The organism is Haloarcula sp. KBTZ06 (genome assembly GCF_048595605.1).
In the GTDB taxonomy this organism is placed as follows: domain Archaea; phylum Halobacteriota; class Halobacteria; order Halobacteriales; family Haloarculaceae; genus Haloarcula; species Haloarcula hispanica.
Map to the genome: position 1 here is coordinate 2,312,524 of NZ_CP184337.1, position 15,582 is coordinate 2,328,105.

Below are 15,582 nucleotides of genomic sequence, written 5' to 3' on the forward strand. Positions count from 1 at the left end.
AAATACGAAACGGAATGTGGGGTTCAACGGCGCGAAGCCAGCGACCGAAGTCGCCGGGGGCTCCGTGATGTGGCGACTGAACGGTCGCGAGATACCGACAGAGCAGTGTGCGCCGCCGACCGTTGTGTCGTCCGGGCGAACGAGTAGTGAAAGGAAATAAAACAGACATATTTCGTATTTTCGAATCCGCTGAAAGACGGTGGAACGACCGCTCTCGTCGATGTTTCGGTCGATAGTGGACGGTAGATTTAAGCTGTTCCGTCGGGTTCTTTGAGACGAGTTATGAGTGTGAAACGACACTACGACCGCGAGTTCGTCAGAACGTTCTTTACCTCGCCGACAGCGGTGGACGGGGAGGAGGACTCCGCGAAGATGCTGCGGAGCGCCGGCCAGCTCCGCGGCCTGCAGGCGCCCGACGTCTGGGTCCCGGACAACGAGGACGCGACGGCACCGAACATGCGCGAGGAGGGCGTCGAGAACATCATCGAGGTCGTCGCCGAACAGGGCGCCGAGTTCCCCGGCGAGATCCACCCGCGCGTCGTCTGGCACCGCGAGTCCCCGGCGACCCGCTACCAAGGGTTCCAGCAGATGCTGGAGATCACTGACCCGGACAACGGCGCGGTCGAACACATCGACGGCTTCGTCATTCCGGAGGTCGGCGACATCGACGACTGGAAGAAGGCCGACGAGTTCTTCACCATCATCGAGCACGAGCACGGGCTCGAAGAGGGCAGCCTCTCCATGTCGGTCATCGTGGAGAGCGGCGAGGCCGAACTGGCGATGGGTGACCTGCGCGAGGAGATGGGCAAGCCCTCGAACAACCTCGAACGCATGTTCCTGCTCGTCGACGGCGAGGTCGACTACACGAAGGACATGCGTGCGATGACGCCTACCGGCGAACTCCCGCCGTGGCCGGAACTGCGCCACAACACCTCCCGCGGTGCCAGCGCCGCCGGCCTTATCGCCGTCGACGGCCCCTACGACGATATCCGCGACGTCGAGGGGTACCGCGAGCGGATGAAGGACAACCGCGCGAAGGGGATGACTGGCATCTGGTCGCTGACACCGGGGCAAGTCGTGGAGGCGAACACGGCCCCGCTCCCGCCAAAGACCGGGAGCTGGCTGCTCGACGTCGGCGGTCAGGAGGTCGAACTCGACGCACAGGACGGCAAGCAGGTGTACGACGGCGACGACCTCTCGCTGGAAACGGACGGCGAGGGCGGCTACGTCCTGCAGGCGGGCGGTGACCGGCTGGAACTGGACGAGGACGAACTCACCGAGGAACTGCTCGACCGCACCGCGTACATCCCCAGCATGACCGACATCGTCGACTCGATGGAGGAGTTCGAGGCCGCGAAGGAGGCCGGCAAGGGAGCCATCGCGATGACTCAGGCCGCGACGCTGGTCATCGACGGCGTCGAAGTCGAGGTCAGTAAAGACCGGATGTGGGACGAAGCGACCTACCAGGCCGCCCAGACACCCATCACGCTGTTCCAGGACGTGTACGAGCACCGCCCGGACCAGCACGAGGAACTGGCGGAGATGTACGGCACTGACATCGTCGAACGCGCCACGGCTGTCGGCAACTAACGGCCGTCCTCAGTATTTCGTCACTCGAAACGCCGCGGGCGTGGTTCAGTCTTCCAGCGGTTCGATGAGTTCGACGTGGTGGCCGTCGGGGTCCGCGACGAAGGCCGTGTACGCGCCGGCCTCCGGCTGTGGGCCGGGCTCTTTGACGACGCCGTGATGATCGATGCGGTCGACCGTCGCGTCGACATCGTCCACGCCGAGAGCGAGATGGTCCCAGCCGGACCCCATCTCGAAGCTCGTCTCCCCGTCCGTTTCTGCCAGTTGCAGTTCGACGCCGCTGTCGTCGGCCACGTAGTAGTTCGTCGTCTCGCCGTCGGGCGTGGTGAACTGCCAGGACTCCTCGAAGCCGAACTGCTCGTAGAACGCGATCGATGCTGTGGCGTCGGCCACGTTCAGGCACATATGAAGGATGCTTGCATTGCCCATACATCGCTTCCAGTGCCCTGCGTCAAATAGCTGGCGGGCTACGTAAAGCGAATTGTGACCGCATGCCACAGACTTTAATGATTATTACTCCTGAATGCTCGTATGGCGATCGAAAATGTCGAGGACACCTGGTCAGCACAGGAACTGGACCTCGACCGACCGGACGTGGATGCGTACCGGGACCTGGCGGAAGCGCTTCGCTCGCGGGTCTCGGGTGGGGTCGAGTTCGACGAATACGCCCGGGTTCTGTACGCAACGGACGGGAGCATCTATCGCGCCGAACCGGCAGGGGTCGTGTATCCGACTGATACCGACGACGTGCAGGCGGCCGTCGAGGTGGCGACGAGCCACGGCGTCCCGATCATGCCCCGCGGGACCGGGTCGTCGCTCGCCGGACAGACCGTTGGTCCGGGCTGTGTCGTGCTAGACCTGTCCCGGCACATGGACGGTATCCTCGATATTCGGCCGGGCGAGCAGACGGCGCACATCCAGCCCGGTGTGGTGCAGGACGACTTAGACGACACGCTGGCCAACTACGGTCTCAAGTTCGCGCCGGACCCGGCGTCGTCGAACCGCGCCTCGGTCGGCGGCGGCATCGGAAACAACTCTACCGGCGCACACTCCGTCAGGTACGGCATCACCGACGCCTACACAGATGCGGTGAAAGCTGTCCTCTCTGACGGCTCACTCATCCACGCCCGCGAGGTCGTCATCGACTCGCCGGAGTGGGACGACATCGTGAGCAAAGACGACCGCGAGGCCGACATCTATCAGACGGTCCGCGAAGTCGTCGAGGAGAACGCAAGCGAAATCGAGGACCGCTACCCTGACCTCAAGCGCCGGGTGTCTGGCTACAACCTCGACCGCGTTATCTACGAAAACGACGACGGCGAGCGCGTGCTGAACCTCGCGAAGCTGTTTGTCGGGAGCGAGGGGACCCTCGGGGTCATTGTCGAAGCCGAACTTTCGCTGGTGACCGTCCCCGAGGAGACCGCGCTGGCGCTGTACTGCTTTGACACGCTTCCCGATGCGATGCGGGCTGTCCCGGTCGCGCTTGACTACGATGTCAGCGCGGTCGAGTTGATGGACGACGAGATGTTCAGGCTCGCAGCTGGCTCCGACGGCTACGCCGAGTACGTCGACCCGATTCCGGACCGAGCGGCCGCGGCGTTGATGCTCGAATACGACTCGGAATTGCACGATGACTTCGAGGCGGCCATCGCGCGGACCAACGAACGGTTCCTCGATAACGGAGCGGCCTTTGACGTGGTGGAAGCCTACACCGACGCCGACCAGGCTGACCTCTGGAAGCTCCGCAAAGCCGCGATTCCGCTCCTGATGTCCATGGACGGCGACCCCAAGCCGTACCCGTTCATCGAGGACGCGACGGTCCCGCCCGCCGAACTGGCCGAGTACGTCGAGAAGTTCGAGGCTGTGCTAGCTGACCACGACACCTCGGCCGCGTACTTCGCCCACGCCGGCTCCGGAACACTCCACATCCGCCCGATTCTCAACCTGAAGGAGGAATCCGGTATCGAAGACATGCACTCCATCACCGACGACGTGACCGACCTCGTGCTCGAACACAATGGGTCGTTCTCCGGTGAGCACGGCGACGGGATGGCCCGAACGGAGTTCACGCCCAAGATGTACGGCGAGACGCTCTGGGATGCGTTCAAACAGGTCAAGACGGCCTTCGATCCGCAGTGGTGGATGCACCCGGGCAACGTCGTCTACCGTGAGGGGCCGGCGGATATCGGCCCTGATGCCGACCGAGGGGTCGGTGCGGACATGCGTGAGAACCTCCGGTACGGGCCCGACTACCAGTCTCTGGAGCCACAGACGACGCTGGACTTCGAGGACGAAGGCGGCTTCTCGGAGCTCGTCGAACTGTGTAACGGCTGTGGGACCTGCCGCCAGACCGACGGAGACGTGATGTGTCCGACATACCGCGCCTCGGAGGAGGAGGTCCAGACGACACGGGGCCGCGCGAACCTCCTCCGGTCGGCTATTAGTGGCGACCTAGATGAAGACGAGATTCACTCCGACCGCTTCCAGGAGGAAGTGCTCGACCTCTGTGTCGGCTGCAAGGGCTGCAAGAGCGACTGCCCGACCGGCGTCGATATGGCGAAACTCAAGACCGAGCTGAAACACCAGCACCACGAAGCGGAGGGGGCCAGCCTCCGGGAACGCCTGTTTGCTAACATCGACACTGCCTCGAAGCTCGGGTCGGCGCTGGCACCGATTTCGAACTGGGCGACAGACATTCCGGGCGCGCGGGCCGTTATGCAGAAACTGTTCGGCATCGCGCCGGAGCGCGAACTCCCCACCTTCAGCCGAGAGACACTCCAAGACTGGTTCGATGCACGCGGTGGCTCGACTGTCTCGCGGGCCGAAGCCGACCGCAAAGTCCTGCTGTTCCCCGATACGTACACGAACTACTCGTACCCGACGGCCGGCAAGGCCGCCGTCGAAACGCTGGAAGCCGCAGGCGTTCACGTCACCATTCCGGACAACACCGCGCCGTCCGGGCGAGCGGCGTACTCCACCGGAATGCTGGACGTGGCCCGCGACCGAGCCGAGACGAACACGGACCGGCTGGCGGACCGCGTCACAGAGGGGTGGGACATCGTCTTCGTCGAGCCCTCCGACGCCGTGATGTTCCAGGACGAATATCTGGACTTACTCGACGGGTCGGCAGTGTCGCAGGTGGCCGACAGCGCCTACGGCGTGCTGGAATACCTCGACACGTTCCGACTCGACGACGCGCTGCCGGTCGAGGACCGGTCGCTCGGGGCCGCCGGGGCGGTCAGCTATCACGGCCACTGCAACCAGAAGGGGACCAACAAGGATCACCACGCCGTCGGCGTCATGCGTCGCGTCGGCTACGAGGTCGACCCGCTGGACTCGACGTGCTGTGGCATGGCCGGGAGCTTCGGCTACCACGACGAGCACTACGATCTCTCGAAGACTATCGGCCGGCTGCTGTTCGATAAGGTCGAGGAGAGCGACGGCGACCGCGTCGTCGCGCCCGGCGGGTCCTGTCGCTCCCAACTGGGCGACCGGGACGGCATCGACGAGATTCCACCGCATCCTATCGAGGTTGTCGCCGAGCGACTACCAGACACAGCGACGACCTCACGGTCGGCGTGATAGGAACATGGGCTGTTTGTCTGGACTCATACCCGAATGGGATGTTGTTTTCGGACATTTGGAGGTATATTTGGCAAAACACATAGATATAACCGTTCGACAACTACAATCGGGATATATCTCCAGATAGTACGATGATAGCGCTCGAATATCACAGTATATAGAGTTTTATCAGCAGCTCTGCCTGTATTCAGGTCCACCGCTTGTTCGGATCGAATCACATGCCCAAAGTAATACTGGTATAATATGTTGTAGTCGGAGAAACGGATGTACAGTTGTTAGAAATTGTTCCAGATGCATGACGGGGACCGTCGTCACCCGACTGTCAGTCCCGGGTAAACGACGCGGTGCCGTCGGTGAACGTGAGCGACTCGCGGCCGGTAACCTCGGCGGCGGTCGGCAGGTCCTCGACGAGCGGCTCGGAGACGTGCAGTTCGGACAGGTCCTGCGTGGTCTGTATCCAGACGATCCGGACGGTGTCGGGGTCGTAGCCACCGAGCGCGGACAGCGCCGTCCGGATGGCGAACTCATCGTCCGGCGCAACGAGGGGGAGCTTCGCCTTCGCCGTTGACCCGCTGGTGAGCGCGTTCGCGTACGTCTTCTGCAGGTCCAGCTGGTCAACCGCAGCCTGGCGGGTGATATCGGCCAAGCCGATGCCGTTGCCGTTGCCCTTCGTCGCCTCGGTGAGCCCGCGAGCGTACAGCAGTTTGATCGCCGGCTCGTCGGGGTCCGGCGCGTTGAGGACGCGGTAGCGGCCGATGACGTTCGTGTCCATCCCCGCGCCGGAGACGTCCTTGCCGAGTTCGTCGACGACGAGCAGGTCAATGTCGTCGACCGGAAGCGTCGCCATCTCGTCGTACGCCTGCTCCAGCAACGCTGGCTCGCGGTCGGTGAACGAGCCCGCGGGAATCGCTTCGACGTGGGCCGTCTCCTCGTGGAAGTTCTCGACCAGCGCCACGCCGCCGACAAGCGGCAGTGCCGACTCGACAACCGGGAGTGCGGTTTCCAGCGCCTCCACGTACCCCTCCTTGATGGCTGTCGAGTGGAACGCTTTCGCGCCGTGTTGCTTGCCCAGTCCGACGACAGTCATCTTCGTCAGGCCGCTCTCGATGCGGCCGCTGTAGTTGGTATGGGGCTTCACCCGGTTCACGACGACCACGGCATCCGCTTCCTGTGCCGCCGTCGAGACGTGGACCGGAAACTCGGTGTCACCGACAGTAACGGTGTCGACCTGTGCAGTGTCCATCCGGGCGTCGATGGGGGCATCAAGGCGCGACTCCGTGATACCCAGGCTCTCCAGCACTTCGCGCTGGCCCTCGGGCGTTGCCCCGCCGTGGCTCCCCATCGCCGGGACGACGACCGGCTCGAAGCCCCGATCACGGATATCCGCAACGACAGTCTCGACGATGTCGTCGATACGGTGGATGCCACGGCTGCCGACGGCAACGGCAACAGTCGCACCCGCTTCCAGCCCGTCAAAGTCGAGGCGGTCGAGTTCGGTCCGCGCCGCGGCCGACGGGTCGTCGACGGCGGCCGTCTCCGGCTCGTACCGGACGCGAGCGAAGCCCGGCAGCGGCTGTGGGTCGATAAGGTGGTCCACGTCGCCTCGGTCGGGGAAGTTCATATCGGAGGATCAGTGCCGAGCCATACAAAAACCGGGGTCGCCCAGCTCTATGGTGACCGGGGATACGGACATCGACCCGAACGATCAGGAATGCCTACGACGGCAACCCCCAGACCGGCGCAGTCAGTCCTGTAACAGCAGTCGGACGGCGTCGGAAAGCTGGCCGACGCGGGCGGCGTGTTCGAAGGACTCGTCGCGGATACCGTTCGTGACGAGCGCGAACCCGACGTTCAGTTCGGGGTCGGCCCAGCCGAACGAACTCCCGAGGCCGGCGTGGCCGAACATGCGCTCTTTGCTGGCGGCCCCGAACATATCGGCGGCCAGCCCGCCGGTCCAGACGCCAAGGCCGTAGCGGGCCGGGCGCGATAGCGTGCCGTCGGACTCGGTTTCGGCGTGAGTCGTGGTCGCCTCGTCGACAGTCGCTTCGGTCAGCAGTTGCGTCCCGTCCAGCGACCCGCCGTTGGCGAGACAGGCGTAGAACCGGGCCATGTCCCGGGCCGTACCGATGCCGTTAGCCGCGGGGATCACTGCCCGGCGCATCGCTTCCTGATTAAATGCCCCGGCGGACGCGGCGGGGTCATCGAGCCCCTCGTCGACATCGTGACACCGCTCGAACGCCTCGTAGCCGGCCAGGGTCGCCACGTCGTCGGGCTCGTCATCCCGCAGACCGATACCGGTCTGGTCCATTCCCAGCGGCTCGAACACGTTCTCCGCGACGTACTCTTCGACCGGCTGGCCGCTACAGCGGCGGATGAGTTCACCGACCAGCCAGCCGTAGTTGATGGCGTGATACGCCGGCGTCGTTCCGGGCTCGAACACGGGTTCGATGTCTTCCATCGCCGCGACGACGGCGTCCCAGTCGCCCCAGCTTTCGTACTGTTCGTCGAATTCTCCGAAGGGGATACCGGCGGTGTGGCTGAGCACCTGTCGGACTGTAATCGATGCTTTCTGCGTGCCGTCGTCGGCAAACTCCGGCCAGTGCTCGACCACCCGGTCGTCGTAGTCGAGTTCGCCCTGCTCGACGAGCTGGTGCAGGCCGACGCCGGCGAACGGCTTCGTACAGGAGAACAGTACGTGGCGCGTCTCGGGCGTCGTTTCGTCACCGTCGGGACCCGTGGAACCGCCGGCGAAGTCGACGACGAGGTCGCCGTCGACGTACACCGCCAACTGTGCGCCGTGGTGCAGTCCGACCTCGAGTTGTCGGTCGAACTGAGCCCGGAGCTGTTCGATGGCGTCTGCGCTGAGTTGTGGCATACCTTGTCTTGACTCCGGCGAGATAATAGAAGTTAGGTTCTGTTCGGTCGCGGAATCAAGCGGCAGACGGCTACTGATTGCGTTCGAGCTGTCAGACCATCATGGTCGATTATGCGAAACGTTGATGTCACTAAGCGGTCACAACTCCGTATGCTCGAAAACAAGAACGGAACGTCGGAGGTATCGACGACCCGGACGTCGTTCGAGATTCTGGGGCTGATTCGGGACGCGGGAGGCGCGACAATTGCGGAGATTCGGGCGGAGACGGACCTGGCCAAGAGCACGGTGTATCGGCACCTCAAGACGCTGCACGACATGGACTATCTCGTCGAGGAGGACGGGGAGTACCGGCTCTCGCTGCGGTTTCTGCAACTCAGCGAACCGCCGCGGATACGGCGACCGGGCTATATCGTCGCCAAGCAGAAAGTCATCGAACTGGCGATAGAAACCGACGAGCGGGCGCTGTTTCTGGTCGAAGAGGGCTTCGAGGGCGTGTATCTCCATCGGGCCGGCGGCCGGAATCCCCTGCAGAGCGACACGATGATCGGCAAACGCCGGCCGCTGCACGCGCTCGCCTCGGGGAAAGCCATCCTCGCGGAGTGGCCTGACGAGCGCATCGAGGCGTTCGCCGAAGCCACCGCCCTCGAAGAGTTGACGGCGAACACGATTACCGACCGGGACGCGCTGTTCGAGGAACTCGAACAGGTCCGTGAGCGGGGCTACGCGACCAATATGTCCGAACACATGGACGGCCTGCGAGCGGCTGGCGTGCCGGTGTACAACCACGAGGACGACCTCATCGGCGCGTTGAGCGTCTTCGGGCCGAATGGCCGGGTGAGCCAGGACGACATCGAATCGACGTACCCCGATCTGCTGGAACGGAAAGCCAGCGAGCTGAAGATCGACCTCACGTACGATTGAGAAGTACTGTTTCGCATCAGCGGGGCCGTTCCGTATCCCGGAAGATATTCGACGGCCGCCCTACTCGAACGCTGGGATGCCGGTCAGGTCGTGCCCGATGATGAGCGAGTGGATGTCGTGCGTCCCCTCGTAGGTGTAGACGGTTTCGAGGTTCGTCAGGTGCCGCATCGGGGAGTAATCAGCAGTGATGCCGTTGCCGCCGAGCATCTCGCGGGCCACCCGTGACTGCTCGCGGGCCATCCGCGCGTTGTTGCGTTTTGCCATCGACACCTGTTCCGGGCGGAGGTCGCCGCGTTCCTTCAGGTCGGCGAGCCGGTGGGCGAGCAACTGGCCCAGCGATATCTGGGTCGCCATCTCCGCGAGCTTCTCCTGCTGGAGCTGGTAGCCGGCGATTGGCTTCCCGAACTGCTCGCGGTCAGTGGCGTACTCGTGGGCGGTCTCGAAACAGTCCATCGCGGCCCCGACCGTCCCCCAAGCGATGCCGTAGCGGGCCTGCGTGAGACAGGACAGCGGCCCCTTCATGCCCTCGACGCCCGGCAAAACGTTCTCCTCGGGGACGCGGGCGTTCTGGAGGCTGATCTCGCCCGTAATTGACGCGCGCAGCGAGAGCTTCTCGTCGATCTTGTTCGTCGTCACGCCGTCGCGGTCAGTCTCGACGAGGAAGCCCCGCACGGGGTCGCCGTCGGCGGACGTGACTTTTGCCCAGACCACTGCGAGGTCGCTGATGGGCGCGTTCGTAATCCATGTCTTCGAGCCGTTCAGGACGTAGCCGTCGGCGTCGCGCTCGGCCGTCGTCTCCATCGCCGACGGGTTCGACCCGTGTTCGGGCTCGGTCAGACCGAAACAGCCCACCCGCTCGCCGCTGCCGAGCGCCGGCAACCACTCCTCCTTCTGGGCATCGCTGCCGTAGGCGTGAATCGGGTACATGACGAGCGCACCCTGAACGCTGGCCATCGAGCGCAGGCCGCTGTCGCCGGCCTCCAGTTCCTGTAACAAGAGGCCGTAGGCTGTCTCGCTGAGTCCAGGCAACCCGTACCCGTCGAGGTTCGGTGCGTAGAACCCGAGTTCACCCATCTCGGTGATGAGGTCCGTCGGGAACGTCCCGTCGATCCAGTGCTGGCCGACGTCCGGTTTGACTTCGTTCTCGACGAAGTCCCGGGCCGTGTCACGGACCATCCGCTCTTCCTCGCCGAGGTCGCCTTCGAGACCGAGGTAATCGATCATATAGGATCTGTGGCCGGGGTTCAATTAAGCGTTTGCCTGCTGCCAAAGTGCTAAAAGTCCGTAGCGCTGTCGACAGCATGGAATGTCACAACCAGATAGCCAGACGGCGTGGAGCCAACTGTACATCGACGGCGAGTGGCGCGACGCCGGAGCGTCTGATACGATTCCGGTGACTAACCCCGCGACAGGCGAGGAAATCGCGGCGGTACCCGCCGGGACAGAGGGGGACGTCAACGACGCCTATCAGGCCGCCGAAGCGGCCCAGTCCGACTGGGCGGCGCTGTCGCGCGAGGAACGCAACGAGTACGTTCAGGCGATGATCGGGGTAATGCAGGAACGACTCGACGAGATCGTCGAACTGCTCGCGACGGAGTCGGGCAGTGTTCAGGCCAAAGCGACTGCCGAGGCCAACTTCGCCATGGCGGACTTCCAGAGCGCACTGGAAATGGTCCCGCCGGAGGAAGAGGTCCGCGATTCGATGTATCACGAAGATAAGGACCATCACATCGTCCGCGAGCCCGCTGGCGTCGTCGGGATTATTTCCCCGTGGAACTTCCCGCTACACCTCACGACGCGGGCGCTCGGCCCCGCGCTCGCACTGGGGAACACCGTCGTCATCAAGCCCGCGACGGACACGCCGATTACCGGCGGGCTCCTGCTGGCCGACATCGCCGAGGAGGCCGGCCTCCCGGACGGCGTCGTCAACGTCGTCACGGGCCACGGCTCCGACATCGGCGACCGGATGGCCGGCCACCCGGCCGCCCGCGTGATGTCGTTCACCGGATCGACGGCGGTCGGCCGGTCCGTGGCCAGTCAGGCCGGGAACGCGCTCGCCCTTCCGGCGCTTGAACTCGGCGGGAACGGACCGTTCGTCGTCACCGAGGACGCCGACATCGAGGCAGCCGCAAAGGCCGGCTCCGTCGGCGCGTTCGGCCATCAGGGACAGGTGTGTATCTCGATTAATCGCCACCTCGTCCACGAGGACGTCTACGACGAGTACGTCGAGAAGCTCGTCGAGCACGCGGAGTCGCTGACCATCGGGAACCCGCTCGACGAGGACGTGGAGTTCGGCCCGATCATCAACGAGAGCCAGGTCGAACAGCTCACCTCGTTCATCGAGCAGACCGTCGACGCCGGCGCGACGCTGGAAACGGGCGGCGAAGTCGAGGACCTGTTCCTCGAACCGACCGTTCTCTCGGAGTGTACCAACGATATGTCCGCGGCCTGTAACGAGCACTTCGGCCCTGTCGCTCCGGTCATCCCGTTCGGGTCCGACGAAGAGGCTGTCGAACTCGCCAACGACACCGAGTACGGCCTCGCCGCGGGCGTCTACAGCGGTGATGTCGAACACGGTCGGTCCATCGCCGACCAGATCGACGCCGGGATGGTCCACGTCAACGACCACCCGATTCAGGACGAACCCAACGCCCCGTTCGGCGGGATGAAGGACTCCGGCCTCGGCCGGTACAACGGCGAGTGGATCATGGACGAACTGACCGAGACCAAGTGGATCTCCGTCCAGCACGAAGAGCGCGACTACCAACTGCTCTGAGCTGTCAACTATAGGGCCACAGCAGGTAGCCCACGATAACGACTCTGTGGGCCCGGCGAACACGAAACTTATGCCCGCTTTCGGCTATCATCCCTCATGGACACGCCGCGCCCAAGCGACCGTTCAGCGGAACCGGTCACCGTGGATTCGATAGCACGCGACCTCCGTACGCTGGGTCTAAAAAGCGGGGAAACGGTACTGGTCCACGGGTCGCTGTCCGAACTGGGATGGGTCTGTGGTGGCGCACCAGCGGTGGTAGACGCCCTGCAGCGTGTCGTCTCTGAGAGCGGGAATGTGGTGATGCCAACGCACTCGCCCGACAACAGAGACCCCGACAATATGGAGCATCCACCAGTCCCGGACTCGTGGGGTGACACGATTCGCGAGCAGTTCCCTCCGTACCGACCGGCAGTGACGCCAACGCAAGGAATGGGTGCAATCGCCGAGTGTTTTCGCACGTATCCAGATGTCCACCGGAGTGCCCACCCACAGCATTCGTTCGCCGCATGGGGTACCGATGCCGAGGCCATTGTCGGCGGTCACGCCTACGATTACTCGCTCGGGGAGGCATCACCGCTGTCCGGGGTCTATGACCGTGATGGGACAGTCCTGTTTCTCGGAACGTCACATGCGACCAACACCTCGCTGCACCTCGCCGAGTACCGCGCCGATATCGAGGCCGACACGACTGACCACGCCAGTGCCGTCCTCGCCGACGGTGAGCGCGAATGGCGCTACTGGGAGGATATCGAACTCGACGATGAGGACTTCCAAGCCTGTGGCGATGCGTTCGAGCGTGCACACCCCAGCGCCGTCGAGACAGGCACTGTCGGCGTCGGCGAGTCGAAACTCCTCGCCCAACAGCCGATGGTAGACTTCGCCGTCGAGTGGCTGGCAGCGAACCGTTCGTAGGGACCGGCGAACCGCAGCGCAGTGCCGGCGTAACTCAGAACTCGTCGATGACGGGGATGCCGACCGTCTCGTACTCGCCCATCGACGAGAGGGTGGCCGGCACGTCTTCGAGCGCGAGCGTCTCCCCGACAATCTTCGAGGGGGCGAGCGTCCCAGCGTCGATGAGTCTGAACAGCTCGTCGTAGCGAACTGGCGGCATCCCGTAGGAGCCGTGGAAGTCGATCTCCTGCAGAGTCATCGTGTCCACCGGCAGGGAGATTTTCCCGGCCTCGTCGTCAGTCGTGAGTCCGACCTGGACGTGGGTGCCCTGCTTGCCCAGTGACTCGACAGCGTTGCGACACGTCTCGGCGATGCCCAGCGCGTCGATGGCCACGTCGGCTCCGCCGTCCGTGACCGCATGGACCTCGCCGGGGACGTTGTCCACCTCGGCGGCGTTGATTGTCGCCGCCGCGCCGAGGTCCCGCGCTCGGTCGAGTTTGCCCTCCTGTACGTCGACCGCAATCGGTTCGGCCCCCAGCGCGTCGGCGATGTGGACCGCCGAGAGCCCGACGCCACCACAGCCGTGAATCGCGACGGCGTTGCCCGGCCTGAGGTCCGCCCGGTCGGTCAGTGCGTGGTACGCCGTCATGAACCGACAGCCCAAGCCGGCCATCTCGGTGAAGTCGACGGCGTCCGGCAGCGTGACGCAGTTGAAATCGGCTTCGCGGACGGGGAACGCCTCGGCGAACGCCCCCGGTGCGGCGTCGAGGAATCCGAGCGGCATCGATGTCTCGCAGATATTAGCGTGCCCGCGCTGGCAGTACTGGCACGACCCGTCGCCGAGGTGGAACGGGACCGTAACGCGGTCCCCCTCGGAGAACTGTTCGACGTCTGCACCCACGTCGGCGACGACGCCGGCCGGCTCGTGGCCCAGAATCTGCCCGGGCCCGGTCTGGATGCCGAACCACTCCCAGTCCCCCTGCCAGGCGTGCCAGTCGCTCCGGCAGACTCCGCAGGCTTCTGTCTCGATGACGACCTGATCCGGCTGGGGCTCCGGATAGGGCACGTCCTGAATCGTGAGCGGTTCGCCGTGCTCCTCAATGACAGCTGCTCGCATACCGCAAGGTGCGCGGGGCTAGCATAAATACCTATCCGCGATTGGACTTGGTGTGGCTGATCCGGCAGCGATAGCTGCTCGCGACCGAGGCCGCCGCCGATACTATTTTGACAGCCGGAATGCCCCGCCGCGCTTCAGTCGGGTTACGTCGCCGGGGCGTTCTCGGCGACAGTTTCGATGATCGACTCGTCGACGTACTCGTCACGGAGCGTCTGCTTCGAGAACTTCCCGGTCGCGCCCTTGGGAATCCCGTCGACCAGACGGATGGCGTCGGGGACCCACCACGACGGGTACGACTCGGCGACGAGGTCTTTGATCTCCTGGCGCAGCGCGGCTTCGTCGGACACAGCGTCGCGTGTGACGACGAACGCGGCGGGGCGCTCGTCCCACCGCTCGTGGGGGACCGGGACAACTGCGGCTTCGACGACCTCGTCGTGACCCATGACGGCGTTTTCGACCTCGACGCTTGCTATCCACTCGCCGCCGCTCTTGACGAGGTCGTCCATCCGGTCGACCACGTCGACGTACCCCTCCGGACTCACCCGGACGATGTCACCGGTCTTGAACCAGCCGTCGTCGGTGACAGCCTGTTCGGTCGCGTCGGGGGCGTTGTAGTACTCCTGTGTGACCCACGGGCCGCGCATCCAGAGTTCGCCCAGCGACTCGCCGTCCCAGGGCACTTCCTCGCCGTCGGTGTTGACGACTTTGAACTCCAGGCCGGCAATAGGAAGCCCCGCGGAGTGGCTCCGCAGGTCGAACAGCTCCTCCTCCGGAAGGTCCGCCAGCCCGGGCTTTGGCTCGTAGGCGTGGGTGACCGGCGACGTTTCGGTCATACCGTAGCCGGAGATGAGGTCCACGTCGAACTCCTGCTTGTAATCCTCCATCAGTGACCGCGGCGTCGCGGACCCGCCGCTGGTAAAGTACCGAACCGACGAGAAGTCCACGTCGCTCTCGCGGGCGTACTCCAGCAGGTCCATGAAGACGGTCGGGACCGCTGCCGAGACGGTCACGTCCTCTTCCTCGATGAGCCTCGCCAGGTCCTCAGCCGACGGGTTTGGCCCGGGGAGGACCGTCTTGGCTCCGGCGGCGATAGTCGTGAACGGGCGACACCAGCCGCTGACGTGGAACATCGGGACGTACGTCAGTTCCACGTCGTCGGTCTTGATACCGGCCTCGCTGGTCATCAGCGACATGACCTGCGTCCAGTACATCTTCTGGGTGTACTCGACGCCTTTGGGCTTGCCTGTTGTCCCGGACGTGTAGCACATCCCCGCGGGCTGGTCCTCGGGCAGTTGCGGGAAGGAGTAGTCGGGGTCGCCGTCGGCGATGAACGATTCGTAGTCGACGACTGGCCCCAGCGACGTCTCCGGTACCTGCTCTCCCATCACGATGTACTGCTCGACGGAGGCGAACGCCTCCTCGTCGTACGCCGCTTCGAGCTTCTCCAGCATGACGGGGTCGACGATGAGGATCTCGTCCTCGGCGTCGGCCACGATGTGCTGGATGTGCTCGTCGGGGAGGAGGAGGTTAATCATGTGTACCTGCGCACCCATGCAGGCGACGCCGTAGTAGGCCTCCTGATGCCAGTGGTTGTTCCAGGCGAAGGTCCCGACTCTGTCGCCGCGTTCGATGCCCGCCTGTTCGAGCGCTGAGGCCAGTTTCCGCACGCGCTCGGCGTACTCCGCTATTGTGTATCGGTGAATCCCCTGGTGTGTCCGCGAGACGATCTCGCTGTCGGGGAACACGTTTTCGCCACGCCACAGGAATGACCGGAGGTTGAGTGGTGCACCACCTGGCATACTCCGTGTCAACACACACCGATATGTTAAA

11 protein-coding genes are annotated in these 15,582 nt (G+C 64.3%); 5 read left to right on the plus strand and 6 right to left on the minus strand.

Annotation, left to right across the window (positions count from 1 at the left end):
• Nucleotides 1-282 precede the first annotated feature (282 nt).
• Nucleotides 283-1,590 carry a malate synthase AceB gene (gene aceB / locus ACNO8S_RS12025; RefSeq protein ID WP_420181979.1) on the plus strand — a complete coding sequence of 436 codons (1,308 nt, stop codon included), beginning with the start codon at nucleotides 283-285 and terminating at the stop codon, nucleotides 1,588-1,590.
• 45 nt (nucleotides 1,591-1,635) lie between these two features.
• Here the strand turns inward: aceB and ACNO8S_RS12030 are convergent, their stop codons facing one another.
• Nucleotides 1,636-2,016, minus strand: a complete 381-nt coding sequence (locus tag ACNO8S_RS12030; RefSeq protein ID WP_011223955.1) for a VOC family protein — start codon at nucleotides 2,014-2,016, stop codon at nucleotides 1,636-1,638.
• A gap of 102 nt (nucleotides 2,017-2,118) precedes the next feature.
• On the opposite strand from ACNO8S_RS12030, the gene ACNO8S_RS12035 reads away from it, so the two are divergent.
• Nucleotides 2,119-5,169 carry an FAD-binding and (Fe-S)-binding domain-containing protein gene (locus ACNO8S_RS12035; protein ID WP_420181980.1) on the plus strand — a complete coding sequence of 1,017 codons (3,051 nt, stop codon included), beginning with the start codon at nucleotides 2,119-2,121 and terminating at the stop codon, nucleotides 5,167-5,169.
• Between the two features lie 325 nt (nucleotides 5,170-5,494).
• On the opposite strand, the gene ACNO8S_RS12040 is transcribed toward ACNO8S_RS12035, so the two are convergent.
• Together ACNO8S_RS12040 and ACNO8S_RS12045 are read right to left on the minus strand one after the other, a co-directional pair.
• On the minus strand, nucleotides 5,495-6,793 hold the full coding sequence (locus ACNO8S_RS12040) for a DUF362 domain-containing protein (RefSeq protein ID WP_151145399.1): 1,299 nt from the start codon (nucleotides 6,791-6,793) through the stop codon (nucleotides 5,495-5,497).
• A gap of 123 nt (nucleotides 6,794-6,916) precedes the next feature.
• A complete protein-coding gene (locus ACNO8S_RS12045) occupies nucleotides 6,917-8,047 on the minus strand; it encodes a serine hydrolase domain-containing protein (RefSeq protein ID WP_420181981.1) in 1,131 nt (376 codons plus the stop codon).
• Nucleotides 8,048-8,197: 150 nt separating this feature from the next.
• On the opposite strand from ACNO8S_RS12045, the gene ACNO8S_RS12050 reads away from it, so the two are divergent.
• Entirely contained in the window at nucleotides 8,198-8,968 is a 771-nt protein-coding gene (locus ACNO8S_RS12050; protein WP_420181982.1) for an IclR family transcriptional regulator, read from the plus strand.
• 60 nt (nucleotides 8,969-9,028) lie between these two features.
• Here ACNO8S_RS12050 and ACNO8S_RS12055 read toward each other — a convergent pair whose 3' ends face one another.
• Nucleotides 9,029-10,192 carry an acyl-CoA dehydrogenase family protein gene (locus tag ACNO8S_RS12055; RefSeq protein WP_420181983.1) on the minus strand — a complete coding sequence of 388 codons (1,164 nt, stop codon included), beginning with the start codon at nucleotides 10,190-10,192 and terminating at the stop codon, nucleotides 9,029-9,031.
• Nucleotides 10,193-10,274: 82 nt separating this feature from the next.
• Between ACNO8S_RS12055 and ACNO8S_RS12060 the strand changes: the two genes are divergently transcribed.
• Both ACNO8S_RS12060 and ACNO8S_RS12065 read left to right on the plus strand, forming a co-directional pair.
• A complete protein-coding gene (locus ACNO8S_RS12060) occupies nucleotides 10,275-11,744 on the plus strand; it encodes an aldehyde dehydrogenase family protein (protein ID WP_420181984.1) in 1,470 nt (489 codons plus the stop codon).
• A gap of 96 nt (nucleotides 11,745-11,840) precedes the next feature.
• On the plus strand, nucleotides 11,841-12,656 hold the full coding sequence (locus tag ACNO8S_RS12065; protein WP_420181985.1) for an aminoglycoside N(3)-acetyltransferase: 816 nt from the start codon (nucleotides 11,841-11,843) through the stop codon (nucleotides 12,654-12,656).
• 34 nt (nucleotides 12,657-12,690) lie between these two features.
• Here ACNO8S_RS12065 and ACNO8S_RS12070 read toward each other — a convergent pair whose 3' ends face one another.
• Entirely contained in the window at nucleotides 12,691-13,752 is a 1,062-nt protein-coding gene (locus ACNO8S_RS12070; RefSeq protein ID WP_420181986.1) for a zinc-dependent alcohol dehydrogenase family protein, read from the minus strand.
• A 143-nt stretch (nucleotides 13,753-13,895) separates the two neighbouring features.
• On the minus strand, nucleotides 13,896-15,551 hold the full coding sequence (locus tag ACNO8S_RS12075) for a long-chain-fatty-acid--CoA ligase (RefSeq protein ID WP_420181987.1): 1,656 nt from the start codon (nucleotides 15,549-15,551) through the stop codon (nucleotides 13,896-13,898).
• Nucleotides 15,552-15,582: the final 31 nt, after the last annotated feature.